Source organism: Halomonas sp. DP8Y7-1, from assembly GCF_019801685.1.
Taxonomy (GTDB): Bacteria; Pseudomonadota; Gammaproteobacteria; order Pseudomonadales; family Halomonadaceae; genus Halomonas; species Halomonas litopenaei_A.
The window spans coordinates 276,927-301,563 of record NZ_JAHVIN010000012.1 but is presented as its reverse complement, the minus strand read 5'-3'; the positions used below and the strand labels follow the sequence as shown (position 1 = coordinate 301,563).

The window sequence follows — 24,637 nt, the reverse complement described above, 5'->3', positions numbered from 1 at the left end:
CAAAGAATGATACGGACCATACCCTTTTGCACTGCCTGCCATTCACGTTCAGTCAGGGCTTATGAGTGGGCCGAGTCGACCTATCTCGTGAAGGATGCTGATTGAAGGATGCCCCGTAGCAACACCACGGCCCCGTCCTTGGCAGAGCGTCCTTGGGGGTTTCCTGGCTGCTATGTAACCGCATCGTAACCGCATCTCGGTGAGCTAACTCGGACAGACTGACTCTAGGGCCCTAATAGGAGCGACAGGGGGCGATAAGGAAAAACAAGAAGCGATAGAGAACGACAAGGCAGTACAAAACAAGGCGGGCCCGCGTCTACCGACATTCTAGCCAGCGAGATATCAGCGATGACTCAAGACCCGCAGGGAAATGCGGCCGCCCGGCCGAGCATGAATGCCAATCAGACGCTCCCCCACGCCTTTGTCATCCTGTTTCTGCTGGCGGTGCTGGCCGCCGTGGTGACCTGGTTCATCCCCAGTGGCAGCTATGAGCGCGAGACCAACGCCCAGGGCCGTTCCGTTATCGTGGAAGGCACCTACCGACTGATCGACAACCACGGCATCGGTCCTTTCGACTTCTTCAATGCCTTCTTCGAGGGCATGAAAAGTGGTTCCTCCATCATCTTCTTTCTGATTATTGTCGGCGGCACCTTTGGCGTCTTGCGCCAATCCCGCGCCGTGGAGGGGCTGGTCAACTTCCTGCTGGAGCGCCTGAAGGGCCGGGAAATTCTGATCATCCCGCTGATGATGACCTTCTTCGCCGTGTGCTCCGGGACCTACGGCATGATCGAAGGCAGCATCGTCTACATTTTCATCCTGCTGCCCCTGGCACGCCGGGTGGGCTACGACGCCGTGGTCGCCGCCGCCATCCCGCTGATTGGAACCGCCATCGGTTACACCGGTTCCTTCCTCAACCCCTTCAATGTCGGTGTTGCCCAGAGCATTGCTGAACTGCCGCTGTTTTCCGGCATGGGCTACCGCATCATCTGCTGGCTAGCCTTTGTCGCCGTCAGCATCGGCTACGTCATGCTCTATGCGCGCCGCGTTCAAGCCTCGCCGGATCGCAGCGTGGTCTATGGCCTGGCACCACCCGAGGCCAGCGAAGTCAGTGCCGAACACATCCACTTGACCCCTCGTCACCTGATCATCCTGGGCGCCTTTGCACTGGCATTGATTGCCATCATCGCCGGTGTCAGTGCCTTCGGCTGGTACCTCAAGGAAATGGCTGGGGTCTTCCTGGTGCTCGGCATCGTTACCGGCGGAGTTGCCGGCATGGGCGCCAACCGCCTGGCAGCCTCGTTTTCCACCGGGTGCAAGGACATGGTGGACGGTGCCCTGGCGGTAGGAATGGCCTTTACCATCGTCGTTATCGTCCAGCAAAGCGATACCATCGACACCATCATCCACGCCCTGTCGTCCATCATCGGCGACACCTCCTCCAGCGCCGCTGCCCTGGGCATGTTTGCAATGCAGAGCGCGATGAACTTCATCGTCACCTCCGGCAGCGGCCAGGCCGCCCTGACCATGCCCATCATGACGCCGCTGGCCGACCTGGCCGAGGTCAATCGGCAGGTGGCCGTGCTGGCATTCCAGTTTGGCGACGGCATCTCCAATGCGTTTACCCCAACCGCTGGTTGGCTGATGGCTGGCCTGACCATCGCGGGCATTCCCTGGACCCGCTGGATTCGCTTCATGCTGCCTTTGATCGCGCTGCTGTATGGACTGGGCGCGCTACTGGTCCTGCTGGCCACCACGGTCGTGTGGCCTGCTGCCTGACACCTGCGAGGAGACAAGGGTTGGCCGATATTGCGTTACCTGCCAGCGTACCCATGATCGAACGCCTGGTGGCTTTTGATACCACGAGTCGACACTCGAATCTGCCGATGATCGAGTTCATCGCAGGCTGGCTGGAACGGCGAGGCGTGACCGTCACGCTGTGTCGTAACGGCACGGGCGACAAGGCCAACCTTATCGCCGAATTTGGACCCAGGGAGGCGCCGGCGATCATCGTCTCGGGACACTCCGATGTGGTGCCCGCGGACGGCCAAAACTGGCAGATCACCCCACCCTTTACTCCGCGTCGACACCGGAGCCGGCTTTACGGCCGCGGCACCGCTGACATGAAAGGATTTGTTGGCGTCGCGCTGACCCGACTGACGGCCTGGCACCAGCGACATCGCTCACGCCATGGGGTCATCCTGGCCCTGTCCTTCGATGAAGAGGTGGGCTGCCAGGGCGCCCCGCTGATGCTGCCAGTGCTGGCCAGGCAACAGGAGCGACTAAGAGGCGTCATCATCGGCGAACCCACCGAGATGCGCGTTGCCACTGCTCACAAGGGCCACGTGGGTCTTCGCGCTGTCCTGAACGGCGTCGGTGGCCATTCCGGCTATCCAGAACGCGGCATCAATGCCATCGACCTGGCCGCCGATGTGCTACTTGATCTGCGCCAGCTGGCTCAGGAAAAACGCCAGCAGGCCCTGCACGACATTCGGTTCGACCCTCCCTGGTCCACCGTGCACGTCGGCACCATTCACGGCGGTACCGTCCTTAACCGCATCCCGGAACGCTGCGAGATGGATATCGAGATGCGCTGCCTGCCCGATCAGCGTGTCGAGGAACTGCGCGAGTACCTGCAAAGGCTCTATCCGCCTTCCGCAGTTGGTGACCCGCTGGAATCCAAGATCGATGCATCCCGACCTCATGGATGCCTGAGCACGGACTCTCACGACACGGGCTCTCATAGCACGGCCTCTTTACCGAGGGCCTGCGCCTCATTTCCTATTGAACCACCGTCCCCCACTGGGTCGGCAACGGTCGCAACGCAGGCCGGCCGAACTCAGCGCGGATCCCTGACGCTCGAAAGCCTGGGGCACTATCCGGCACTTGATGAGCGGCGCCGCGAGTTCCCGCGCTGGATCGCCGACCTGGCCGGCAGCCCCGCCCAGCCTATGGCGCTGGGGTTCGGCTGTGAGGCTGGGCTGTTTGCCCAATTGGGTGCGCCGACGGTCATCTGTGGCCCCGGCAGCATCCACCAGGCCCACCGGCCCGATGAATACATCACCTTTGAGCAGGTCATTCAGTGCGAGCAGTTCTTTACCCGTCTATTGGCAGCGCTCGCCTTCCCAATACCTGGCTCAGCTGAAGCGGAGTGCACATGAACCTACGTATACATCCTGACACCATCGTCGATGACGACGTTGTGGCAGACTTTCAGCGAGACGGCGCCATCTGCCTACGGGGCATCTTCTGTCCAAAAGAACTCGCCCGACTGGCAGAAGGCATCGAGCACAACATCCAGCACCCGAGCCCCCGCGCCAAGGTGGCCAGTCGTCCAGACGATCCAGGCTGGTTCTTCGAGGATTTCTGCAACTGGCAAGACAACCCGGCCTATCGTCACTTTATCTTTGAATCGCCCTTGGGGTTGATCGGCCAGCGACTGATGGGCTCGCGCCAGGTGCGCCTCTACCATGACCATGTGCTGGTCAAGGAACCAGGCACCCGACAGCGCACCCCCTGGCATCAGGATCAGCCTTACTACAACGTGGAGGGTCATCAGAACCTGAGCATGTGGCTGCCGGTCGACCCGGTACCGCGGGCCTCAACCCTCGAATTCGTGGCGGGGTCCCACAAGGGTCCGTGGCTAATGCCCCGCACCTTCATGGACAACGAAGCGAAGTGGTTCCCTGAAGGCAGTCTTGCCGACCTGCCTGACATCGAGGCCCATCGCGAGCGTTACCCCATTGTGGGCTGGGCGCTGGAGCCTGGCGACGCCGTGTTCTTCAATATGCTGACGCTGCATGCGGCAGGTGGGGTCAGGGGGCCGCAACGTCGCCGCGCCTTCTCCGTCCGGCTGCTCGGCGATGACATGGTCCACGCCCCGCGACGCTGGACGACCTCTCCTCCTTTTCCAGGCCTAGATGAACAGCTGCCGGCAGGAAGCCCCATGGATCACCCCTTGTTCCCATTGCTGGTCGAGTGATGGCTACCCCAGTGTCCTGACCTCTTACTGGGACACCATGTTTGCTACACCCCCTTGTACGATACACCGTGGACGCAACAACGCACCCTGCCGTGGCAGGGTGCGTGGGTATCGATCGTCATCATTCGTGGATAAGGGTGCTCTCTCCCAGCCATTGGCCGAGGGGGTTGTCACTGCCCCACTGGAAGCCAGAGGCCAAGGAAAGACCCGGCGCCTGGACACTGCTACTGAATTGGGCGTCACTGCTGGAGGTGGAATCGGCCCCTTGACCGCTGCTGCCCGTCACATGACCAGCCACTTGGCTCTCCAGATGGCTATCCTGTGACGCCTCCATGGTCAACAGTACATCACCCTCGTCGGAGTCATCCAATAGGTCGCTAATGCTGAGCGCTACCTCAACCGAACCGCTGCTTGTCAGCGTATCCTCCCCTACCTCGGCCACTCGCTCGGCATCCAGGTCAAACGTCACGACCTTGTCACCAAAGCGCCCCTCCCAGCTGATACTGGAACTGGCATCAAAGCCAGAACCCATATTCAAGAAGTAGCCGCCACTGGTGCTGGCATCAAAGCTGGCATTGGCATTGGCATTGAAGCTGTAGCCACCCTCGATGCTGGAACTGCCCTGAAAGCTAGAACTGCCCTCAAAGCTGGCACTGCCCTCAAAGCTGGAACTACCTTCAGAGCTGGAGCCGTCCTCGATCAGCCGATCTGTCTCCACCTCAATAGTGGAAGATGCACTGCCAGAAAAACGAGCGGCCACAGGGGTGTCGACAGGGCTGGCGAGGACACTGATGTCGGGGCTAACGAGAGCACTGGCCACAGGAGCTACAAGCGCACTAACGTCAGAGGTAGCGACAGAGGGCTCAGCGGTGACGTCGTCATCTGCGCGATATGCCCGCGCAGACGCCACGGTAGGGTTATCCCGGATATTAATATGAAGCACGCCGGATGCGCTATCCCCCTCGCTATTGTTAACCGCGTAGCTATCGTAAATCGTATAGCCAACGTCCAGATCTATATTTCCAGGAAAGCTCAAATACTCCGCTCCGACACTATCGTGATCCAGCGGCTGGAACAGGGCCACTCTAAAAGCGCCATTTTCCACGTCCGGCAGCTGAATCAAGATGACGCGATCACCATTATCATCATGACCGGCAATCTGGCGGCCGTTACGCGTTATGGACCAGGTCACCGAGCTTCCGCTTTCCGTCGTCAGATCAGGAAGGTCATCTATGTGCCAAGTAAAGCGCCCCGGTCCATCGAGCCCAAAGTCATAGCCGAGAAATCCCTGCTTGACCAACACCCCCTTGACGTCATCAATGTGTGATTCCCACAGAACCACAGCCGGGTTACGGGTACTGTCATCACCGTCCAAGTCGGGCGTTACCGGCTTATCGGGGCCAGGAATGATAAGGACGGTGAAAACCTCCCTAACCATATCCCCATCACCGTCTACCGCATCATACAAAATCGTTGCAAGGCCAACAAACTCATTATTCGGAATAAAGGTGATCTCTCCGTCAGTGGTAAAACTGACCTGGCCGACCTCATCACCACCTTCTACCTTTGCTCGATAGAGCGCTAACCCATCTAAACGGCCAGAATCATTGTCCAGCACATTCCAGGAGACCGAGGTGGCACCTTCATTGGCATCCACGTGATCGCTATGCGTAGAAGGCCGACTGTCGTTAAACTGTAGACGCAATGCACTGGACGCCGTATTACCCTCGCTATCGGTCAGGACGTACTCAGCATCGACGATAAGCGAGTCGCCAACGTTGAAAGAAAACCCATCTTGTAACAATGGGTTATCATGATCCAAGCCTCTATATCTGGTAGCATTGAAGTGGCCAGACAGCACATTATCCACCACTATTTCAAAGACCCTCATACCGTCAGGGGTTTCCGCGGTGAGTGTTAAGCCGTCATTCGATACCACGTAGGACAGTTTCTCTCCGCGTGACGTCAGTGCAGGCAGACTCTCCGTCGACCAGCGAAACGCGCCCGTTTCCGCAGGCTCGAGAGCACCAAAGCTATAGTTGAGATACCCCTCATAGCTTGCGCGGTTATCAATGATAACTGAGCTACTGGGGAGCTCGCTTCTCGCTACCCCCTTGTCCTCACCCAACGCTCCATCGCTGTCAGGTACAGATCGCGCACCAACATTCACTGAAGTCTGTGACATCGTATCCTCACCGTTCATATCCGCCTCCAGAAGAGCCACCAGGTACTATGGCCTACCCACTAGTGCCGACCATACTCAAGCGTATGCGATGGTGAGAATTTCAGCATTGTCCTATTGAACCTGCACGCAGGGACAATTCTTCACTTCAGCACACTTTTTTGGTCAATTACCACGCGGATATTGTTTCACTCCAAGAGCAATAACACGATGAATCGATGCACTGTCACGCTACTACCCGACGGCAGATGTTGCGATAATGGATCTCACCTCAAAGGTTTGTTCCAATTTCAAGGGATCAGTCTTTTATGACTGGCCGAATATCTGCTCCTGGGAGCATAGATATCATGCACATATCTTTTTAAGGTCGTCACGGCAGTGCATACATAGCGGACAATGTGGAACCCAAGCATTAGAACGCGCCAGCCAGATGACGGCAAAGACAGCGCCCTATTGTCACCAATAGCGGAGTGACAATATCGCTATTCTCCCCTACTGACAGGAGAGCTCTCCTCACTACCGTCCCGGCAGCGCTACCTAGGCAATGGTAGTTGGCGCGGCGGGCAGGCTTTTACCAATGGCGCTCTCGAAGTAGCTGAGGGTGGGTTCCGTCAGGCGAAACAGGCGCGCGGGAGGCCCCTTGCTGCTGACCGCTCTGGTGGTGCCGGTTTCTTCGAGCAGGCCTGCCTTGATCCAGCGGTTGATGACGGTTTGCTTCTTCACCTCGATACCGAAGGTGGCGTAGGCATCGACGATCTCACCGATGGTTACCTCGGACGGCAGCAGGTAGAGCAACAACGACGAGTACTTGATCTTGTTGACGAAGGCCTGATATGCACTGCTGACCAGCGTCAGGTGGTCAAACGGCAGAGGCACCCTGCTGTCCAACAGGTCCCACAGCGAGGCCCAACGCAGGTGATCCTGGAGGGCAAGACGATCGTTCTCGGTGCGATTGAACAGGCAAAGATGAGGAATGGTGACGGACCATCCTCGCGCTATGTCGCGGTAGAGACTGCCCTGGGCCCTGACCTGTTCCAGATAGCTGGGCGCTAGCCCCACCTTGTCGCGCAAGATACGATGCACAGCATCATCGAGACAGCTGTCTCCTCCTTCGCCTGGCTTCTGGGTCCGCTCCTGGGTCTGTGGCTGGGTCTGTGGCTGGGTCTGCCCCTGGGTCTGCCCCTGGGACTGCTCGCGGATCCAGCCGCCGACCAGGCCATAGCTCCCAGGCTCGGGTGACGCCTCCCGCTTTCGCAACAGCACTTCCGGTGCCCGAGACTCAGGGTGGAGCCGGATGCAGACGAAATCCAGGGTGACGATCATGGCGTACCTCAAGGCAGATGCTGTGCCGCCAGTGTAAAGGACACCGGACTACAGTCAAACTGTTTGACAAAAGAACATGCAGCACGCAGACTGCATTTAGTCAAAATACTTGACAGTATGGAGCGCCCCCATGAATGGCCTGCCCAGGTTCCCTGCTGGAAAGCGCAACCCGATGGTTGCCGGCGTCAATCGCTCGCTGTTCCGCGACGAGCTGATCACCAGCCTACTGGACACAGACGCCTACAAGATCCACATGATGCAGGTGGTCTTCGAGCGCTACCCCACTGCCTGGGTCAAGTACCGCTTCCACTGCCGCAGCCAGGAAAACCTGGCCGCCTACGCCGACGACGTCAGACAGGCGATCCTCAAGCTCCAGCGACTTCGCTTCAGCGATGACCAACTGCGTTACCTGCGCACCCGGGGCGAGATCAAGCCAGCTTTTGTCGACTACCTCAAGCGCTTCCGCTTCGACCCGGCGCGACACGTCACAGTAGCCATCGACGCCGGCCAACTGGCGATCGAGGTCGAGGGGCCCTGGCTAGACACCATTCTTTATGAGATACCGGTCCTGGCCATCGTCAGCGAAATACGCAACCGTCGGCGCTTTGGAGAGGTCCCTGAGGAGGCGATCGGACGCACCCTGCGCCACAAGGTCGAGCGGCTCAAGACGGAAGTGCAGCGAAGAGGTCTGACCGAGTTCCGTTTCGCCGACTTTGGTACGCGTCGACGCTTCTCCTATGCCATCCAACGTGAAGTCGTCGAATACATGGTCAACGAGATTCCCGAGCACTTCGCGGGCACCTCGAACTACCATCTGGCCCGGGAGTTTCAGCTGCCGGCCATCGGCACCATGGCCCACGAATTCATCATGGCGCACCAGGCACTGGTGCCCGCGCAGGAAAGCCAGAGACGCGCCCTCGATGTATGGAGCGATGTCTATCGCGGCCAATTTGCCGTGGCGCTGACCGATACCATCTCATCCGATGCCTTCCTGAAGGACTTCGACGCCAGACGCAGCCAGCAGTACCAGGGAGTGCGCCACGACAGCGGCGACCCGATACGCTGGGGCGAAAAATTCATCTCTCACTTCGAGCGACTTGGTATCGATCCGATGGAGCGAACGCTGACCTTCAGCGACTCCCTGACCTTCGATAGAGCGCTCGACATCGCCCAACACTTCCAGGGCAGGACCCAGACCTTTTTTGGCATCGGCACCTATCTGACCAATGATCTCGGCGACTATGCCACCGAGCAGGGCGTCCCTTACACGCCGCTGAGCATCGTGATGAAGATGGTCGAGTGCAACGGCCAGCCGGTGGCCAAGATCTCCGACGACCCTGGCAAGAGCATGAGCATCGATGACACCTATGTGGCAACGCTGAGGCAGCATTTCGCCAGCGCGTGAGTCCATTCGTCAGAAGCCCCGCTAGTTTAGAAGCTGCTAGTCAGAAGCCCCGCTTCCCGGCAGAGCCTGTTACTCAGGAGCGTCCCATGAGCCAGATTGCCTCTTTCGATGTCGATCCCCAGAAGACCTTTACCCCGCTATGTCCCGACGAGCTGCCGGTAGCCGATGGCGATGCCATCGTGGACGAGCTCAACGCCCAGGCCAGGCTTGCCGATCTGCGTGTAGGCTCCCGGGACGCCCACCCGGCCAACCCGGTTTGGCTGGCGAAGCATCAGGATGAGCTGTTGACGCCGGTCGACAGCGCCATTGCCGGCCCCAATGTCGATGTCCGCTGGTACCGTCATGCGGTTGTCGGCACCCGCGGCTTCGAACTGCTGGACGGCCTGCCGCATCCGGTGGAGGGCTACGACTACATGGTCAGCAAGGGCCTCGATCCCGACTGCCACCCCTACGGCGCCTGCTTTCACGACTTGAATGATCGGGTCAGCACCGGCGTCATCGAATTCCTTCGGGGGCGCGGCGTCGACAGAGTGATCGTCGGCGGACTGGCTCTGGACTACTGCGTCGTCACGACGGTGATGCAGCTTCGCGACGCCGACTTTCAGGTTTACCTTAATCTGGCAGGTTGTCGCGGCATCGACCCACAGCAATGCGAGCAGGCACTGGCCCGCATGCGAGGCGCAGGTGTGGTGGTGGCCGCCGACGCAGCAGAACTGGCCGCACTGCTGTGACGACGCTTCCCACCCTGAGCTCTCGGGATGTTACCTTCTGAGCGTTTATCCTTTTCTGCTTCGAGATCGACCGCCATGTGGTTCCAGAACAGCCTTCGCCTCTCCGCCCGTCCACGGGGGTTTCACCTGATTACCGACGAGATCGTCAAGGCACTCCCAGACCTGCCGGCGATGCGCGTCGGGCTGCTGCATGTGTTCATCCAGCATACGTCTGCGTCGCTAACCATCAACGAGAATGCCGACCCCAGTGTGCGCGGCGATTTCGAGCGCCATTTCAATCAAATGGTGCCCCAGGACGCTCCCTACTACCGCCATACCGATGAGGGCAGCGACGATATGCCCGCCCATCTCAAGGCGAGTCTATTGGGGCCCGCACTGACCATACCGGTGGGAGATGGCGAGCTGAAGCTCGGCACCTGGCAAGGTATCTATCTTTGCGAGCATCGGGACCATGGTGGGCCGCGCCAGCTTATCGTGACGCTCAATGGCGAGCGCTCACGCTGGCGGCCAGAGCAGGCCATGCCCGATCCTTACCGACGGCGCGACTGACAACGATCGCGAGGATGGACGGCACCGCCTGACCTGTTACTTCATGTCAGTCTTTTCGTGGCGGTTTCTACTGACCGAGACGCCGATAGTCCGGCTGTTCGTTGGCGCGCCAGAGATACCAGGATGCCAGCGTGCGCCAGGGGCGACATGGCTCGCAACGTCGCCGCGTCTCGGCGGGGGTTGGCATGTGATCCAACCCGAACAGGTAGCGCGTGCCGTCACGGATGCCGAAGTCGTCTACCGGCAGGATATCCGGCCGCCCAAGGGTCCCGATCAGCATCATTTCCACCGTCCAGCGCCCAATGCCCTTGATCCGGGTAAAGCGCTTGACCAGATCCTCGTCGTCCATCTCGGCGGCCTCTTCCCGCCCCGGTATGTCACCTTCCATCGCGGCACTGGCCAGGCCTTGCAGGGTCGCCACCTTGCGCGCGGAAAAGCCGCATTCCCGCAAGGTCTCCGGCGCCAGCGCCGCCAACTGCTGAGGCGAGGGAAAATCCTGTCCCGGGAACCGTGCGACAAGACGCCCCACGATGGCCGCGGCGGCCTTGCCATGCAGCTGCTGATAGGCCACCGACCGTGCCAGGGACTCGTAGGGACTGCGCTCCACTGCGGTCGTGAGTCGGCAGTCTCCGACCTGGTCGACAAGTCGCGCCCAGGCGGAATCAATACCGCGAAGGTGGGCCTGGCCGGCGCTCAGATGGCGGGCGATATCATGCTCGGGCATGAGGACTCCTGCGGGTTATTGGGGGCGGTGCAGCGGCCTCTGAAAGGATCGCTGTCCGATCGTTTCGGTCTGGCTCATCATACCTTGGTAGCAGCTGTCCGCCATCTCTGACAGCCCATGCACTTTAGCTTCAAAAAATGCGACATCCGGGCTGTAACCGACACGTGAGCCGCGTATACTTTGCTGCGCTGCGAAACGCAGTGGACAGGACCCCAGATGCGCCCTTTAACCGGCGCCTGACCTCCGCCGGGAACGCTTCCACCAGGCAGGAGCCAGCGAGCCCCTGAACCCCACTGCTTGCAGCCCTTTTTCGCTTTCAGCAAGGCGCGTGAACGCGCCTCATGCTCAGGACCCGGCTGTCGCGATGGACATGTCATTATCGCCTCTTCTGCCCGCCACGCATTCATATCATGCGGGTATCACAGCAATGTTCATCCCGTCTGCCGTATTCGGTCGTCACCGCATCCCAGGTGATGGGGCCAAGGTTCGGGCCAGCGCCATAGCGGTCTCGGGGGCTTCTTCATCCGTCGTCTCTGCCCCTGTCTCATCCGCTGCTACCGCCGCTGTCTCGCCAGCCGTGTCAGCCCCTGTTACCCATCCTATTTCCGTCGAGCTCCCAACCGCGCTGCCGACGATGCTTTCCACCGCTATCTCTCCCCCTACCCCAACCACTTCAGAGGCTTCACTCCATGTCGGTGTACGACACCCTATGCCTGCTCGCCGCGATGGCGATGGTGATCTCCTTGATCAACGGCAAGATAGGCAAGTTCCAGACCACCATCGCCATCACTGCCGGGGCACTGATACTGTCACTTGCCATTGTCATCGCTGGGCACGCGGGATGGTTCGCCCTTGATGAAACCGCAGAGAATGCCATCAACCAGTTGAATTTCGAGGATTTCCTGCTGAAGGGGATCCTCGGATTTTTGCTGTTTGCCGGCGCTCTCGGGATCAAGCTCCCCCACCTGCGTGATCAGAAGTGGGAAATCGCCATTCTGGCGATGGGCAGCACCCTGTTCTCCACTTTCTTTATCGGCTATACCCTGTGGCTGCTGGTCGGCTGGCTGGGCATCGACTTCGATCTGATCTACTGCCTGCTGTTTGGTGCACTGATCTCGCCCACCGACCCCATCGCGGTACTGGCCATCGTCAAGAAGATGAACGCGCCGCGTCGCATCTCCACTCAGATCGAGGGCGAATCGCTGTTCAACGACGGCTTTGGACTGGTGCTGTTTGTCACGCTGTTTGCCATCGCCTTTGGCGGTGCGACCCCCACCGTCATGAGCGTCGGCCATCTGTTCTTACAGGAAGCACTGGGCGGCATCCTCTACGGCTTCGTCCTTGGCCAGCTATTCCACTACCTGATCCGGCATACCGAGGATCACTCCATGGAGCTGATGCTGACCCTGCTGGTGCCCACCTCCGGCTATGTGTTCGCTGAGTTCCTGGAGGTCTCGGGCCCCCTGGCCATGGTGGTGGCGGGCATCATCATCGGCAACAGGACCCGGCGCAAGGGCTTCTCCGAGGAGACCCAGCAGCATCTCGATCACTTCTGGGAGCTGGTCGATGAATTCCTCAACGGCGTGCTGTTCCTGCTGATCGGCATGACCATGCTATCGTTCAGCTTCCACCCTGAAGACTGGGTGCTGATGATCGCCGCCGTACCGCTGGTACTGCTGTCGCGCTATCTCAGCGTGCGCGTCGCCTATGTTGGCTTCCATCGCTTCCGCCGTTACAACCCCTACTCCGTGCGCATCCTGACCTGGGGTGGCCTGCGTGGTGGTCTGGCGCTGGCGATGGCGATGTCCATTCCTGCCGGCATTGACGTGATCCCCGACAAGAACATCGATGTGCGTGAAATCATCCTGGTGATGACCTACTCGGTGGTGGTGTTCTCGATCCTGATCCAGGGCTCCAGCATCACCCCCTTGATCCAGCGCGCCAAGGCCTGGGAGGTCGAGCAGTTCCGTCGAGGCAAGCGCAGCTGAACCCAGGTCGCGCCGCCGGGGCCCAGCCGCGGCGGCGCGACGACTCAACGACGGCGATTCAGCGAGGCCGTGGGGCTCTGCGCCCGGTCAGGCTGGCGGCTGCGGGGTGGCCACCAGGGCCAGATTGCGGGGCGTCAGCGCTCGCTCACAGAACTCGCTCAAGCGCACCTCGAAGCCGGCCTCCTCCAGCCACAGGGCCCGGTCCAGGACCAGCCATAGCTCCAGTGGTCGGCGAAACAGGTGGCGCACCAGCTCGAATCGATTGACCCGCCCCAGCCGCGCCACACCGCGACGCTCAAACGCTTCCCAGTCGACCCCCTTAGGCAGCGCCAGCCCCTTCTCCCGGGCGGCCCAGCGACAGAACCCGGCGAAGTCATCTGGCATCTGCCCGTAGGCCAGACTCGGCACCGCCAGGTAGTCGTCCGTCCCGCGCAGCTCCCGCTGCAGCTCATCGAAGCCAAGCCGCCAGGCGTTGGCCCGTTCGCGCTTACGTTGCTCTCCCCGGCTGGCGGTCACCGTCTCCTGCACCGCCATGGCCAGCGTCTCACGATCCAGCGCCAGGTCATGCAGCTCAGCCTGGTATCGGGCCTGGGCGGACAACGGTCGGTAGCGCTCGTCCCGGGTCCGCTGGTAGCAGCATGGCGCCAGCGTCACCGCCACGCGCTTGTCCCGCGCCAACTGCAGCAGGCGCACGTGCAGATCGCCACAGGCATGCAGCGCCACCACCTGATCGGCGTGGTCAAGCTGCTCGGCCGCACCTGGCTGCATCACGTCCTGCTCCACCAGACTCACTTCAAGCCCCTGGCGATCGGCCAGCGCCTGGCCACTGCGACAGAGCGCTGGCTGCCACTCCAGAGCACGCACCGGGCCATGGTGCCAGCGCGCCAACAGCCGCGACAGGTGGCCCTTGCCGGCGCACCATTCGACCAGGCGCTGGCCACGCAGTTGCTCGACCTGAGGGGCAAACGCCAGCATCTGCGCCCACTTGCGACCACCCACGTGGGACGCCCAGGCCTCGGGGGCGTCGATCGCCGGCGGCCCCGGGGCAACGTCGATAAGTCGCTTCAGCTCGGCCACCGGTAGCCAGGCCGCCAGCGGCGAGTCGTCGAAGGGCCGCTGCTGCAGCCGCTGGCAGCGCTGGTCATCCAGCGCTTCGAGGCAGGCAGCGATATCCCCGGCCTGCGCGCGGTCGGACCAGGGGATGGAGGCGTGGGTGAAGGGGGTCGGCGACCACAGCCAGTGCCACTCGGCAAGCAGGCGGGTCAGCGCCGCGAGGCGCTCGGTGTGGCTCAAGCTGGCAGTCATGCGCGCAAGGACGACATCGGTCGTGTGGTCAAGGGGACAGGCGCGCCATGGTAGCAGACACGGGGCCTGTCAGGCGCGTCCATCGGACTGGTGCTGAAATAGCATAAATTGCCGGAACAGCTCTGCCTGGCTCGAGATGTTCAGCTTGGCATACAGTCGCTTGCGATGATTCTTGACGGTGCCGGTAGAAATTCCCATCTTGCTCGCGATCTCCGGACTGGTATGTCCCCGCAGAATCAGCCAGGCGGTCTCTCGCTCACGCTCGCTCAGGCGATCCTGTCCAAAGCTCGCCAGCAGGCTTGGCGTTTGTTCCTCCCGCGGCAGGTGCAGACTCGACACCAGCCAGAACTGGCGAACCAGTGACTCAAGCAGAGGAAACAGATAGGCCACCTGCGCCATCAGGGTTACGTGATCGGCGCCCTCCTCCAGGGCACCGTAGGCACCAAAGGACATCGTGATGCCATCCCCTTCTCCCAGCGAAAAGAACGCGGCGGCTTCCCGTTCAAGGCCCAGGTTGCGGTAGTAGGTCGCGAAGTATTCTGTCTCGCGGAAGCCGGCGGGTGCCAGTTCTTCAAGCCACCACACCCCTGGCGCCGCCTGGGACTGCCAATGCTGATGAAACGGGTCGAGCAGGTACATGCGCTCCACGTAGGGTAACAGCACCCGACGATCGAGCACCGCCGACAGGTTATGCGCCAGCACCGTGGGCCTGCCCACGCCGGGGAAGTGCATCACCGCATAGCTGATCCCCGGGGCATAGGCACCCAGCACCTCCCCTAACCCCTCGAGAAAATTGGGCGAACGCACGCGGTCGGCAAGGCGCGCCACCGGCGCAAGATCGCTCGGTGGCAGCACCTTCGAGGGCAAACGGCAGGGGCGGCAAACATCCATCGGGTCAGAATACGTCACCCCAGGTGTCTGACCAAGCCATCAAGGCGTGCCAGCAAAGCCTCCTGATGCGGCTGCAACGTCTGCTGGCCCCAGCGTGCGATCTCGTCGTTCATGGGGTCATCGGCCTGGATCGCTGATCCTGCCAGGGTCTGGATGACCGCATGACCACACAGCGGCACGTAGCCCTCGCTGTAGCCTCCCTCATGCACCATCACCAGGCGGCCCTGGCACAGTCTGTCCGCCACATCGAGCAGCCTGGCCGTCATCTCCGCATAGGCCTGACTATTGAGCATCATGCCGCCCAGGGGATCCATGGCGCTGGCGTCGTAACCACAGGCCACCACCACCAGCTCTGGGCGAAAGCGCTCCAGCGCCGGCACCACCACGCGCTCGATGGCCGCCTGGTAGGCGCCGATACCCGAGCCCGGCGGCAACGGCACGTTCAGGTTGTAGCCGCGGCCGACACCACCCCCGATATCTTCGATGTCTCCACTGTCGACGGGGTAGTTGCGGTCCTGGTGCAGCGACATGGTGAGCACGTCATCGCGCTCCCAGAATGCCTGCTCGGTGCCGTTGCCATGGTGTACGTCCCAGTCGATGACCGCGACACGCTTAAGCGGATGGCGCGCCATCATGGTCATGACCGCGATCGGGATGTTTCCCAGCAGACAGAAACCGCGGCCTCGGTCCCGCTCGGCGTGGTGCCCTGGCGGGCGACACAGGGCATAGGCGTTGTCGGCGTCTCCGCGCAGCACCGCATCCATGGCGGCAATCGCCTGTCCGGTGGAGCGACGGGCGATGTCGTAGCTGTCACGCCGCAGCGGCGCGCACTCCCCGGCATCGCCAAAGCCAAACTCGCTCATCTGCGCCAGCCGCGCCAGATACTCGGCGGTATGGAAACGCAGCAGATCGCTCTCATCGGCAGGGGCCCCCTTGATCGGCACCAGCGCATCCATCAGTCCGGTGACTTCCAGCAGATTCTTGAGGCGTCGCTTGGTCTCCGGGTGTTCCACCGCGGCCGCAGGCTGGACATGTTTACCAGGCGTCGCAAAGACCGAGCAGGGACCGTTGTCGTGCCACAGGCAGTGCTCATGAAAGGCAAAGGCCGTACGTCGTTGCATTCGTGGCTACCCCAGCAGGAAATAAAGAATGGCACTGGCACCTGCCGCCAGCAGCACGTACGGCAGCTGTGTCAGGGCGTGCTGGATCGGCGTCACTCCGCAGCCACGTGCACTGAGCACGGTGGAGTCACCGAAGAAACAGGCGTGGGAACCGAAGGCACCGGCCGAAATCATCGCCCCAAGGGTCAGCCCCATGGAGGCCCCTGTCGCCTCGGCCAGGGGAATCACGATGGGAAAGGCGATGGCGTAGACGCCCCAGAAGGACCCCGTCGCAAAGGCCAGTCCGGACAGCAGCAGGAAGGTGACGCCCGGCAACCAGCTTCCCTGCATCAAAGGTTCGACCCAGGCCACCAGCGTCTCGGTCAGGCCGAGGTTCTGGTTCACCGTTTGCAGCAGGAAGGCGGCGAACACAATGCCGAGGGGCAGCAGCATCTGCTGAAAGCCCTTCAGGAGCTCATCAAACATGCGATTGAGTGGCGCGATCCGCTGCGCTGCATACAGCGCCAGGGCAACCAGCAGGGCGAAGCCAACGCCGATCAGCGCATCGATACCGAACCACCAGGTCGCCAGCAGCAGCGTGGTCACCGGCAGTACGAAATTGATCAAGCGGGGCGTGATCTGGCGCTGCACCTCGTCGGCTTGCTCGGCGCTGCTATCATCCACCAGCTCATCTCCCGCCTCTGCCGCGCGCATGCGCCCAAGGGCAGGCAACACCCCCAGCGCTACCAGCAGTACCACCAGCAGCGCAATCAAGGGGTAGAACAGCATCGGTATCAGGCCGAGATAGGTGGCGAAGCCATCTCCGGTGGCAGCAATGCCCTGGCTTTCCAGCAGTCCCGCCAGATAGATGGCCCAGGTCGAGAACGGTATCAGCAGACAGATCGGCGCCGCGGTGGAATCGACGATATAGGCCAGCATCGAGCGGGAAATCTTGAGTCGATCGAACAGCTTCTTCATCGCCGCCGATACCGTCATGGCATTGAGGTAATCGTCGATGAAGATCAGGATGCCAAGGCCCGTGGCCCCCAGCATGGCCCGTCGACGCGTAGTCAACAGGCGGCCCGCGCTATCGCTGAAGGCCTCGGTGCCCCTGACGAACTGCAAAAGGCCAATCAAGGCACCCAGCAGCCCACAGACTAGGGCGATCCAGCCCATGGTCGGCTGCTGCATGACCTCCAGCCCCGCCAGCGCCATGTCCTGAATGGCGCTGGAAGGTGAGAGGATGATGAAACCGCTAAGACACCCAGCCATCAGCGCCTCAAGGGTACGGTGGGTGATCAGCGCCATGGAAATGACGACCACCGTGGGCACCAGCGCGTAGGCGCCATAGTGGCCATCCTGGATCAGCCAGTGGCCGGACAGGCTGGCAACCAGCACCACACTGAGAAAGAGCAAGCCGCGACGCAGGCCGCGATTGGGGTCCTGGCGACGATTCGCCAGCTCTGAAAGACTATGATCCACTGTCGTCACCATCGGGTTGTTGTTGAAATGTGACCGTGCGATGCCTTTGATAGCACTGCCCTAGCACCTGCGGCGATATCCCCATGGGGACCATCGCCACACTCAAGACCCTCGATGTCAGGAGACTCATCCCATGTCCCAACACCGCCATGTCCGGCTATGCCTGCCAGCGTTGGCGTCGATGCTGGTATCACTGTCGGCACCGCTGAACATGGCCCTGGCGTCCCCCATGGGCGATGACACCCAGCCCCCCGTCGCCGCGCCCTCGACAGGCGCCGCTTGTGCCCTCCCCGGCGATTGGCGAACGCCAGGAGACAGCCTGACCCGCCGCTCTCCTCCCATGGGCTGGGCAGCGCTGGCGGACGAGCAGGTGGTACTGCTGGGCGAGCGCCACGACCAGCCTGCCCACCATCGTTTTCAGCTGGCGGCGATCAGCGCCCTGCACGCCCAGCAGCCGCGCCTGGCCATCGGCCTGGAGATGCTGCCAAGGGAAAGCCAGGCAGCGCTGGATGCCTGGGTGGCCGGAGATCTCGACGAGACAGAGCTGCTCGAGCAGAGCCAGTGGTATCGCTACTGGGGCTTTGACGCCGCGCTCTACCTACCGATATTGCACTTTGCCCGTGACCATCGCCTGCCGCTGAAGGCACTCAACGTCACCCCTGAGCTGCGCCGACGCCTGGTCGAGCAAGGTGTCATGGCCGTTCCACCCACTGAGCGTCACGGCATCCCGGAACCGGCCCCGGCATCGCCCTCCTACCGGCGGCGCCTGGAAGAGAGCCTGGCCCAGCACGCGGCCGAACTTGGTGACGAAACCGGCAGTCGCGTATTCGATGCCGGAATGATCGATGACTTCGTCTACGCCCAGCAGGTCTGGGACACGGCCATGGCGTACGGACTTACCGAGCTGGTAGAGGACGGCTACCTGGCGGTGGGCCTGGTGGGAATGGGACATGCCAGCTACGGCGAGGGCATCGAAACGCAGCTTTCACACCGGGATATCCGCGCGGTGTCGAGCCTGCTACCGCTGACGGTGGACGAGGCCTGCACGGCCGACGACGGGCTCGCCGATGCGATCTTTGTGGTGCACAACGACATGATTCAGCATGGACCGCGACTGGGGGTTGGCGTCGACATGGACGAAGGCAGTCTGGTAGTCAGCGAGGTGGCACCCGATAGCCCCGCCGCGGCTGCGGGGCTGCGTGTCGGTGATCGCCTGCTGCGCTTTGCTGGCCAACCCCTTGACCAGCCTGCGCAGCTCAAGGCGTTGGTGAACCGCGTAATGCCGGGGACCCAGGCGAGAGTCGAGGTAAGGCGCGAACGGGCCCAACACACGCTGACGGTCAGTTTTCCGCCAGCGCCCACCGAGGTTGAGGGATAGGTTGAGGAATAGCGCGCGGCCCATAGGCCGGTCCCGCAGCGACAGGAGGCTGAGGAAGCCAAGCAGTCCGAGCCTGGAGCGTGGCCCCTCACTGACGCCCGCCCTTCAAAACGCCTCGTCTGCGTCGAGCTGGGCCAGCCGCTCTCCCAGGGCGTCCAGCTGGTGGGGAGCGAAGACCTCAATGCCAGAGGCACGCAGCAACGCCGTGGTGACTCCCTCACCGGCCACCAGAGTGCCCTCAAAATGGCCGTCGTAGATCTGGGTGCTGCCGCAGGAGGGGCTGCGGTCAATCAACAGGGCCAGGCGAACCCCATGGCGCCTGGCCGCGGACAGCGCAAGCTTTGCACCCCGGATAAAGGCATCGGTGGGATCGTCCCCGGCGTCATCCGCGATCCTTGCCTGCCCGTGCAGCACCTGACGTCCCTGCCCTCCCTGGATTTCGGCGGGAGGTCTTGGCGTCGGCAATCCTCCCGCCACTTCCGGACAGATGGGTACCAGCCGCCCCTCCTCGCGCCAGCGCCTCAGACGCGCATCGCCCAGGGCCTTGTGACTGGCGTCATAGCGCACCGGGTCTCCCAGCAGGCAAGCACTGACCAGAACCTTGTTCACGTGGCAACTCCTCACCATCACTTCTATCGTCAACATGGCATCGCTGGCGGCTACCTCCGCTCGACGACAGGATGCCCTGTGTGCCGCAGCATGCTAAGCTCCGCCCACCTTTGATTCCCCCAGCACTCAATTGGAGTTTCCCATGGTTCAAGCTACTGCTCGCCATATCCTCGTCGACAGCGAAGACAAGTGCCAGGCCCTCAAGGCCGAAATCGAGAACGGTCGTGACTTTGCCGACGCCGCCCGCGAACACTCCTCCTGCCCGTCCGGCCGCCAGGGCGGCGACCTGGGCAGCTTCGGCCCCGGCCAGATGGTGCGCGAATTCGACGAAGTCGTGTTCTCCGCCGAGCTCAACAAGGTCCAGGGCCCGGTCAAGACCCAGTTCGGCTACCACCTGCTGGAAGTAACCAGCCGCGGTTGATATCCCGCCGAGCGAGTCACACCGATCTAGCCACACCGAGCTAGTCAAACCGAGCTAGTCAAACCATGCTAGTCAAACCAAGGCCACGCCAAAGCGTGGCCTTGGTGTCTAAAACAGTGTCTTAGGCAGCCTCTTCTGCCCCCCTTCCTGCTGCTGTTATCTACTCCACTGTCTTCTCGACTCGGGTCAGGGGTTCACCGCGAGTGTGGATCATCACCACGATCAATTCCGCAGCACTTTCATCGCTGGCATTGACCAGCTTCACATGACGCACGCCCTCCGGCTCTCGCCACTCGTCGCCAGGCCCAAAGCGTTCTTCTTCCCCACCCTCAAGCTGTGAGATCACCTCGCCGGCGGCCACCTTGACGTAGGCTGGCCCTGCGTGGCGATGGGGCGGCAGACTGGCCCCCGGGTCCAGGGTAACCAGTACGACGGTGGAGATCAGGTTGGAATCGTCTGACACCCACTTCTGCTGCATGATGTTCTGGGACACGCTGGGCGTTACCTGATCGCCACTCTGTGCCGACGCCTGGGGCGTCACCGCAATCAGTAGCGTCAGGGCGAACGCCAACCGCGTCGCCAACCGCAGCGAGCGCCCGGACGACTGGGGCAGAGGCACAGCACCGCACGCCTTGTTCTTGCTGGTCATTCGTTTCAACGTCAGGGGAGACTCAGGAAACATGGAGGAGACCTCTTGGGACAACGTCGTCGGTGACGAGAGTGTTTGGATGACGCCACCACCGCCTTCCTTACATCCGCCCCGGTAACGTCCCGTGCCGAACGGCATGTTCGACCCACGGCTGCAGCTTCGTGCACATTCTATTGGGAAAATTCCCCAGCCCTGCCCGCTGGGCCGAGTTAGGCTATGCAAAAACAACCATCGACCGCCCCGACCGAGGATGAGGAGTCCCTTATGTCGATCATCGATTCACCCGAACGTTATGGCAGTATCAGCCGTTTCTTCCACTGGAGCATCGCCGCCCTGGTGCTGTGGCAGCTCGTCACGGCCACCACCACAGTGCTGTTCGAAGATTCCTGGCTGGATAAACTGACCTGGGCTACCCACAAGCCGGTGGGCCTGCTGATTCTGATCCTGATGCTGGGCCGGGTGGCCTGGGCGCTGTTAAACCAGCGCCGCCGCCCATCCAGCCTCAACCTGCCGTCGCATCTGGGTCATCTCGCGCTATACGCCCTGCTGGTCGTGATTCCGTCGATTGCGCTGATGCGCCAATATGGCTCCGGGCGCGCCTTTGCGCCCTTCGGCATCGAGCTCATGTCAGGCTTTGACGGCGACAAGATCGAGTGGATGATGCTCCCTGCCAATCTGCTCCACGGCTGGCTGGGGTGGGCGCTGTTCGCGATGGCCCTGGGGCACGTGTTGATGGCGGTTCATCACCGCATGAATCCCAGGCAGCAGGATGTCCTGCCCCGCATGCTTGACGTCAGCGCCAGGAAATAAGTCCGCCGCAGCCATGGACGGCATGAACCTGCGGCCCCGGCGGAGGGGACACACCGGCCAGGGCGTGGATCGGGCCGGTGTGCAGATGCAGACAACCGCGCTAGGATGGGCGAAGGCCATCGATAAGGACGTCAGCATGGAGCATTCATCAGGACTGCCTCACCCGCCGCACCAAGACCTTGCCCCCGGGGGAAGGCACCCATGAGCGACTCCCCGATCATTGATGTCCAGGCGCTGACAAAGGTCTATGCCGGCGGATTCGAGGCGCTCAAGGGCATCGACCTGAGCATCAAGCGCGGCGAGATCTTTGCCCTGCTTGGCCCCAACGGGGCAGGCAAGACCACCTTGATCAGCGTCATCTGCGGGCTGGTCAATCCCTCATCAGGCCACGTCAGGGTTGACGGCCACGATATTCTCGATGATTTCCGTGCTGCCCGTTCGCTGATCGGGCTGGTGCCCCAGGAGTTGACCAGTGAAGCCTTCTCCACCGTATGGGACACGGTGTCCTTCAGCCGCGGCCTGTTCGGCAAGCCCAAGGATCCGGCGCATATCGAGAAGGTGCTGCGCCAGCTCAGCCTGTGGGAAAAGCGCAAGAACCGGCTGATCACCCTGTCCGGCGGCATGAAACGTCGGGTGCTGATCGCCAAGGCACTGGCCCACGAACCCCAGGTACTGTTTCTGGATGAGCCCACCGCCGGGGTCGACGTCGAACTGCGCCGTGACATGTGGGAGGTGGTGCGAGGCCTCAGAGAGAGCGGCGTCACCATTATCCTCACCACGCATTACATCGAGGAAGCGGAAGAGATGGCCGAGCGCATCGGCGTCATTCGTGCCGGAGAGCTGGTGCTGGTGGAGGAAAAGCAGGCGCTGATGGCGAGCCTCGGCCGCAAGGAATTGACCCTGCACTTGCGCGAACCCCTCGACGCTGTTCCGCACGCCCTGGCTCACCACCACCTGGCCTTGAGCGACGAGGGCCATGCGCTGGTCTACCACTATGACGGTGCAGACGACGGTGAGAGCAGCATCGCCGACTTGCTCGCAGACGTCGACGCCGCCGGCATCGCATTCAAGGACCTGCACACTCGCCAGAGTTCGCTGGAGGAAATCTTCGTCAATCTGGTCAAGGAGCGACCATGAACATCACCTCGGTCAAGACGCTCTACCTGGCAGAGATGGCCCGAAGCCTGCGCACCGTGCTGCAGAGCGTGGTATCCCCCGTGCTATCCACCTCGCTGTACTTCGTGGTCTTTGGTTCCGCCATTGGCTCACGCATCAGTGAGGTCGAGGGCATTCCCTACGGTGCCTTCATCGTGCCGGGGCTGATCATGCTGATGCTGCTGACCCAGAGTGTCTCCAATGCCTCATTCGGGATCTTCTTCCCACGCTTTTCGGGGTCGGTCTACGAGATTCTATCGGCTCCCATCTCGCCGCTGGAGATCGTGCTGGGCTTTGTCGGCGCTGCCGCCACCAAATCTATTGTGCTCGGCTTGATCGTGCTGGCAACGGCCAGCCTGTTCGTGCCCTTTACCATCATGCACCCGCTGTTGATGCTGCTGTTTCTGGTGCTGACCGCACTGACCTTTAGCCTGCTCGGTTTCATTATCGGGATCTGGGCCGATGGCTTTGAAAAGCTGCAGCTGGTGCCGCTTCTGGTCATCACGCCGCTGACCTTCCTCGGCGGAACCTTCTACTCCATCGACATGCTGCCTCCCCTGTGGCAAACGGTGACCCTGTTCAATCCGGTGGTCTACCTGGTGTCGGGTTTCCGCTACAGCTTTTATGGACTCGGCGATGTCAGCGTATGGGTCAGTCTGGGCATGATTCTGCTGTTCATGGCCCTGGCGCTGGCGGTCATCCATGCCATCTTCCGCAGCGGCTATCGCCTCAAGCCATGAATCGGCTTCGGTCTGACGCCCCAAGTACGCTATCATCTGCCGCCGTTTTTTGGTCACGAGGTTTCCATGCCGATCTCTGCCTGCGTCATCCAGCGCCTGGACAAGAGCGCCAGCGACATCCCGGCAACGCTTAAGCAAGCCAGCGAGCTGCATCCCGACAGCGACGCATTGGACAGCCTGGTCACCCGCCTGACCGACGCTTACCACGGCAAGGCCAAGCGCTGGGGCCGGCTCAATGAGCACGCTCCCCCCAGCACCACGGATCGCCCGAGCGTGCAGAATAGCGACGCCAGCGGCGAGGATGTCGCCCCTTGGGACGACGAGGACTCCTCCGCGACAGGGGCCTCTGGTGCAGGCTCCTCTGGCCTGGCCGCCTCTGATGAAGGTCCGGTAGTGGCGACCACCAGCCGCTTCCCTGCCGAGTTTCGTGCCTTCCTCGACGGCGAGCGAGACTTTCAGGCACTGGCCAGGGAGCTTGGCGAGGCCATCAAGGGCGTGGTCGACGCGCACCTGCCCACCGGAGGCCACCTGCTCATGGTCGACCAGCGCCAGGGCGAGACCCGCCACCTGTTCGTCGCCCTGGTTCACCATCGGGACGGTTTCGTCATCGGTGAAGACGGTCGCGTCGGCATCACCGGGCAGCTCAATCACAGTCAGATGTCGCTGGCCTTCCGCCTCAACCTGACCCAATGGCAGGACGGCGGCCCGTCGAGTCAGTACCTGTCGATGCTGGCAGATCGCGGCGCGAAGAAGCTGGCCGACGACCTGCAGGCCCTTTTGGGCGCTAGCGAAGGCGTCGATCCAAAGAGCGAAACCCGTACCTTGCTGAAGGCCTTCAGCGACTATGTCGAGCAGGAAGACATGGAGGAGGAAGCGTCGCGGGAAAAGACCGATGCGCTGATCGACTACGCCCAGGACCAGGCAAGTCGCGGTGAAGCGATGACCCTGGATGAGCTCTCCGCCCTGGTCAACGATGACAATCCGCGGGCCTTTTACGAGCACATTCGCAACGCCGACTACGGCCTGTCACCGGAAATCCCGCCGGACAAGCGCACCCTCAATCAGTTCCGCCGATTCACCGGCCGCGCCGAGGGCGTCTCGATCAGCTTCGACTCCCACCTGCTGGGCAACAGCATCGAGTACGACGAAGAACATGACCGATTGATCATCAAGAAGCTGCCCAGCAAGCTCAAGGAACAGCTGCAGGGGGGCTAGT

At 61.7% G+C, this 24,637-nt stretch carries 22 protein-coding genes; 13 read left to right on the top strand and 9 right to left on the bottom strand.

Going from position 1 to position 24,637, the window contains the following annotated elements; genetic code table 11:
- Positions 1–348 precede the first annotated feature (348 nt).
- The 3 genes from KUV41_RS15655 to KUV41_RS15645 are packed head-to-tail and all read left to right on the top strand — an operon-like array spanning position 349 to position 3,979.
- On the top strand, positions 349–1,776 hold the full coding sequence (locus KUV41_RS15655) for a YfcC family protein (RefSeq protein ID WP_222485382.1): 1,428 nt from the start codon (positions 349–351) through the stop codon (positions 1,774–1,776).
- Between the two features lie 20 nt (positions 1,777–1,796).
- Positions 1,797–3,158: a M20/M25/M40 family metallo-hydrolase gene (locus KUV41_RS15650; protein ID WP_222486694.1), complete on the top strand. Its 1,362-nt coding sequence runs from the start codon at positions 1,797–1,799 to the stop codon at positions 3,156–3,158.
- Positions 3,155–3,979: a phytanoyl-CoA dioxygenase family protein gene (locus KUV41_RS15645; protein WP_222485386.1), complete on the top strand. Its 825-nt coding sequence runs from the start codon at positions 3,155–3,157 to the stop codon at positions 3,977–3,979. Before KUV41_RS15650 ends, KUV41_RS15645 begins: the two co-directional genes overlap by 4 nt.
- 121 nt (positions 3,980–4,100) lie before the next feature.
- Here KUV41_RS15645 and KUV41_RS15640 read toward each other — a convergent pair whose 3' ends face one another.
- Together KUV41_RS15640 and KUV41_RS15635 are read right to left on the bottom strand one after the other, a co-directional pair.
- On the bottom strand, positions 4,101–6,182 hold the full coding sequence (locus tag KUV41_RS15640) for an Ig-like domain-containing protein (protein WP_222486693.1): 2,082 nt from the start codon (positions 6,180–6,182) through the stop codon (positions 4,101–4,103).
- Between the two features lie 516 nt (positions 6,183–6,698).
- Positions 6,699–7,484 (bottom strand): hypothetical protein, encoded by a 786-nt coding sequence (locus KUV41_RS15635; protein ID WP_222486692.1) that lies wholly within the window; start codon positions 7,482–7,484, stop codon positions 6,699–6,701.
- Positions 7,485–7,614: 130 nt separating this feature from the next.
- On the opposite strand from KUV41_RS15635, the gene pncB reads away from it, so the two are divergent.
- From pncB to KUV41_RS15620, 3 genes are all read left to right on the top strand, one after another.
- Positions 7,615–8,889, top strand: a complete 1,275-nt coding sequence (gene pncB / locus KUV41_RS15630; RefSeq protein WP_206937830.1) for a nicotinate phosphoribosyltransferase — start codon at positions 7,615–7,617, stop codon at positions 8,887–8,889.
- 86 nt (positions 8,890–8,975) lie between these two features.
- Positions 8,976–9,620 carry an isochorismatase family protein gene (locus tag KUV41_RS15625; RefSeq protein WP_206937828.1) on the top strand — a complete coding sequence of 215 codons (645 nt, stop codon included), beginning with the start codon at positions 8,976–8,978 and terminating at the stop codon, positions 9,618–9,620.
- Positions 9,621–9,695: 75 nt separating this feature from the next.
- Positions 9,696–10,169, top strand: a complete 474-nt coding sequence (locus tag KUV41_RS15620; protein WP_206937826.1) for a secondary thiamine-phosphate synthase enzyme YjbQ — start codon at positions 9,696–9,698, stop codon at positions 10,167–10,169.
- A gap of 67 nt (positions 10,170–10,236) precedes the next feature.
- On the opposite strand, the gene KUV41_RS15615 is transcribed toward KUV41_RS15620, so the two are convergent.
- Entirely contained in the window at positions 10,237–10,893 is a 657-nt protein-coding gene (locus KUV41_RS15615; RefSeq protein ID WP_222486691.1) for a DNA-3-methyladenine glycosylase family protein, read from the bottom strand.
- 689 nt (positions 10,894–11,582) lie between these two features.
- On the opposite strand from KUV41_RS15615, the gene KUV41_RS15610 reads away from it, so the two are divergent.
- Positions 11,583–12,881, top strand: coding sequence for a cation:proton antiporter (locus KUV41_RS15610; RefSeq protein ID WP_206937822.1), 1,299 nt, complete (start codon positions 11,583–11,585; stop codon positions 12,879–12,881).
- Positions 12,882–12,968: 87 nt separating this feature from the next.
- On the opposite strand, the gene KUV41_RS15605 is transcribed toward KUV41_RS15610, so the two are convergent.
- From KUV41_RS15605 to KUV41_RS15590, 4 genes are all read right to left on the bottom strand, one after another.
- Positions 12,969–14,174: a methyltransferase gene (locus tag KUV41_RS15605; protein ID WP_224908799.1), complete on the bottom strand. Its 1,206-nt coding sequence runs from the start codon at positions 14,172–14,174 to the stop codon at positions 12,969–12,971.
- 81 nt (positions 14,175–14,255) lie between these two features.
- Positions 14,256–15,077 carry a helix-turn-helix transcriptional regulator gene (locus tag KUV41_RS15600; RefSeq protein ID WP_222163082.1) on the bottom strand — a complete coding sequence of 274 codons (822 nt, stop codon included), beginning with the start codon at positions 15,075–15,077 and terminating at the stop codon, positions 14,256–14,258.
- Between the two features lie 14 nt (positions 15,078–15,091).
- On the bottom strand, positions 15,092–16,198 hold the full coding sequence (locus KUV41_RS15595) for a class II histone deacetylase (protein ID WP_222486689.1): 1,107 nt from the start codon (positions 16,196–16,198) through the stop codon (positions 15,092–15,094).
- Positions 16,199–16,204: 6 nt separating this feature from the next.
- Positions 16,205–17,659, bottom strand: coding sequence for a Na+/H+ antiporter NhaC family protein (locus tag KUV41_RS15590; protein WP_315900596.1), 1,455 nt, complete (start codon positions 17,657–17,659; stop codon positions 16,205–16,207).
- A 133-nt stretch (positions 17,660–17,792) separates the two neighbouring features.
- On the opposite strand from KUV41_RS15590, the gene KUV41_RS15585 reads away from it, so the two are divergent.
- A complete protein-coding gene (locus KUV41_RS15585; RefSeq protein WP_222486687.1) occupies positions 17,793–19,037 on the top strand; it encodes a ChaN family lipoprotein in 1,245 nt (414 codons plus the stop codon).
- 105 nt (positions 19,038–19,142) lie between these two features.
- Here the strand turns inward: KUV41_RS15585 and KUV41_RS15580 are convergent, their stop codons facing one another.
- A complete protein-coding gene (locus tag KUV41_RS15580) occupies positions 19,143–19,646 on the bottom strand; it encodes a DUF523 domain-containing protein (RefSeq protein WP_222238233.1) in 504 nt (167 codons plus the stop codon).
- A 142-nt stretch (positions 19,647–19,788) separates the two neighbouring features.
- Between KUV41_RS15580 and KUV41_RS15575 the strand changes: the two genes are divergently transcribed.
- Positions 19,789–20,067 (top strand): peptidylprolyl isomerase, encoded by a 279-nt coding sequence (locus KUV41_RS15575; RefSeq protein WP_206937791.1) that lies wholly within the window; start codon positions 19,789–19,791, stop codon positions 20,065–20,067.
- A gap of 160 nt (positions 20,068–20,227) precedes the next feature.
- Here KUV41_RS15575 and KUV41_RS15570 read toward each other — a convergent pair whose 3' ends face one another.
- Positions 20,228–20,716, bottom strand: a complete 489-nt coding sequence (locus KUV41_RS15570) for a cupin domain-containing protein (RefSeq protein ID WP_222486686.1) — start codon at positions 20,714–20,716, stop codon at positions 20,228–20,230.
- Positions 20,717–20,980: 264 nt separating this feature from the next.
- On the opposite strand from KUV41_RS15570, the gene KUV41_RS15565 reads away from it, so the two are divergent.
- From KUV41_RS15565 to KUV41_RS15550, 4 genes are all read left to right on the top strand, one after another.
- The gene (locus KUV41_RS15565; RefSeq protein WP_222486685.1) at positions 20,981–21,526 is read left to right on the top strand and encodes a cytochrome b; all 546 of its coding nucleotides are present in this window, start codon (positions 20,981–20,983) and stop codon (positions 21,524–21,526) included.
- A gap of 201 nt (positions 21,527–21,727) precedes the next feature.
- Complete coding sequence (locus tag KUV41_RS15560) at positions 21,728–22,663, top strand: ABC transporter ATP-binding protein (RefSeq protein ID WP_222163076.1); 936 nt, start codon at positions 21,728–21,730, stop codon at positions 22,661–22,663.
- The gene (locus KUV41_RS15555) at positions 22,660–23,421 is read left to right on the top strand and encodes an ABC transporter permease (RefSeq protein ID WP_222163075.1); all 762 of its coding nucleotides are present in this window, start codon (positions 22,660–22,662) and stop codon (positions 23,419–23,421) included. The genes KUV41_RS15560 and KUV41_RS15555 overlap by 4 nt, the downstream gene beginning before the upstream one ends.
- Positions 23,422–23,487: 66 nt before the next feature.
- Positions 23,488–24,636, top strand: coding sequence for a nucleoid-associated protein (locus KUV41_RS15550; RefSeq protein WP_222486684.1), 1,149 nt, complete (start codon positions 23,488–23,490; stop codon positions 24,634–24,636).
- Position 24,637 lies beyond the last annotated feature (1 nt).

Bases quoted from the DNA above. Each gene is read 5' to 3' on its own strand.
- pncB (WP_206937830.1), top strand. From the start codon at position 7,615: ATGAATGGCCTGCCCAGGTTCCCTGCTGGAAAGCGCAACCCGATGGTT.
- KUV41_RS15615 (WP_222486691.1), bottom strand. From the start codon at position 10,893: ATGCCCGAGCATGATATCGCCCGCCATCTGAGCGCCGGCCAGGCCCAC.
- KUV41_RS15555 (WP_222163075.1), top strand. From the start codon at position 22,660: ATGAACATCACCTCGGTCAAGACGCTCTACCTGGCAGAGATGGCCCGA.
- KUV41_RS15550 (WP_222486684.1), top strand. From the start codon at position 23,488: ATGCCGATCTCTGCCTGCGTCATCCAGCGCCTGGACAAGAGCGCCAGC.
- KUV41_RS15645 (WP_222485386.1), top strand. From the start codon at position 3,155: ATGAACCTACGTATACATCCTGACACCATCGTCGATGACGACGTTGTG.
- KUV41_RS15570 (WP_222486686.1), bottom strand. From the start codon at position 20,716: ATGACCAGCAAGAACAAGGCGTGCGGTGCTGTGCCTCTGCCCCAGTCG.
- KUV41_RS15560 (WP_222163076.1), top strand. From the start codon at position 21,728: ATGAGCGACTCCCCGATCATTGATGTCCAGGCGCTGACAAAGGTCTAT.
- KUV41_RS15625 (WP_206937828.1), top strand. From the start codon at position 8,976: ATGAGCCAGATTGCCTCTTTCGATGTCGATCCCCAGAAGACCTTTACC.
- KUV41_RS15655 (WP_222485382.1), top strand. From the start codon at position 349: ATGACTCAAGACCCGCAGGGAAATGCGGCCGCCCGGCCGAGCATGAAT.
- KUV41_RS15620 (WP_206937826.1), top strand. From the start codon at position 9,696: ATGTGGTTCCAGAACAGCCTTCGCCTCTCCGCCCGTCCACGGGGGTTT.
- KUV41_RS15595 (WP_222486689.1), bottom strand. From the start codon at position 16,198: ATGCAACGACGTACGGCCTTTGCCTTTCATGAGCACTGCCTGTGGCAC.
- KUV41_RS15575 (WP_206937791.1), top strand. From the start codon at position 19,789: ATGGTTCAAGCTACTGCTCGCCATATCCTCGTCGACAGCGAAGACAAG.
- KUV41_RS15600 (WP_222163082.1), bottom strand. From the start codon at position 15,077: ATGGATGTTTGCCGCCCCTGCCGTTTGCCCTCGAAGGTGCTGCCACCG.
- KUV41_RS15640 (WP_222486693.1), bottom strand. From the start codon at position 6,182: ATGAACGGTGAGGATACGATGTCACAGACTTCAGTGAATGTTGGTGCG.
- KUV41_RS15635 (WP_222486692.1), bottom strand. From the start codon at position 7,484: ATGATCGTCACCCTGGATTTCGTCTGCATCCGGCTCCACCCTGAGTCT.
- KUV41_RS15610 (WP_206937822.1), top strand. From the start codon at position 11,583: ATGTCGGTGTACGACACCCTATGCCTGCTCGCCGCGATGGCGATGGTG.
- KUV41_RS15565 (WP_222486685.1), top strand. From the start codon at position 20,981: ATGTCGATCATCGATTCACCCGAACGTTATGGCAGTATCAGCCGTTTC.
- KUV41_RS15585 (WP_222486687.1), top strand. From the start codon at position 17,793: ATGTCCCAACACCGCCATGTCCGGCTATGCCTGCCAGCGTTGGCGTCG.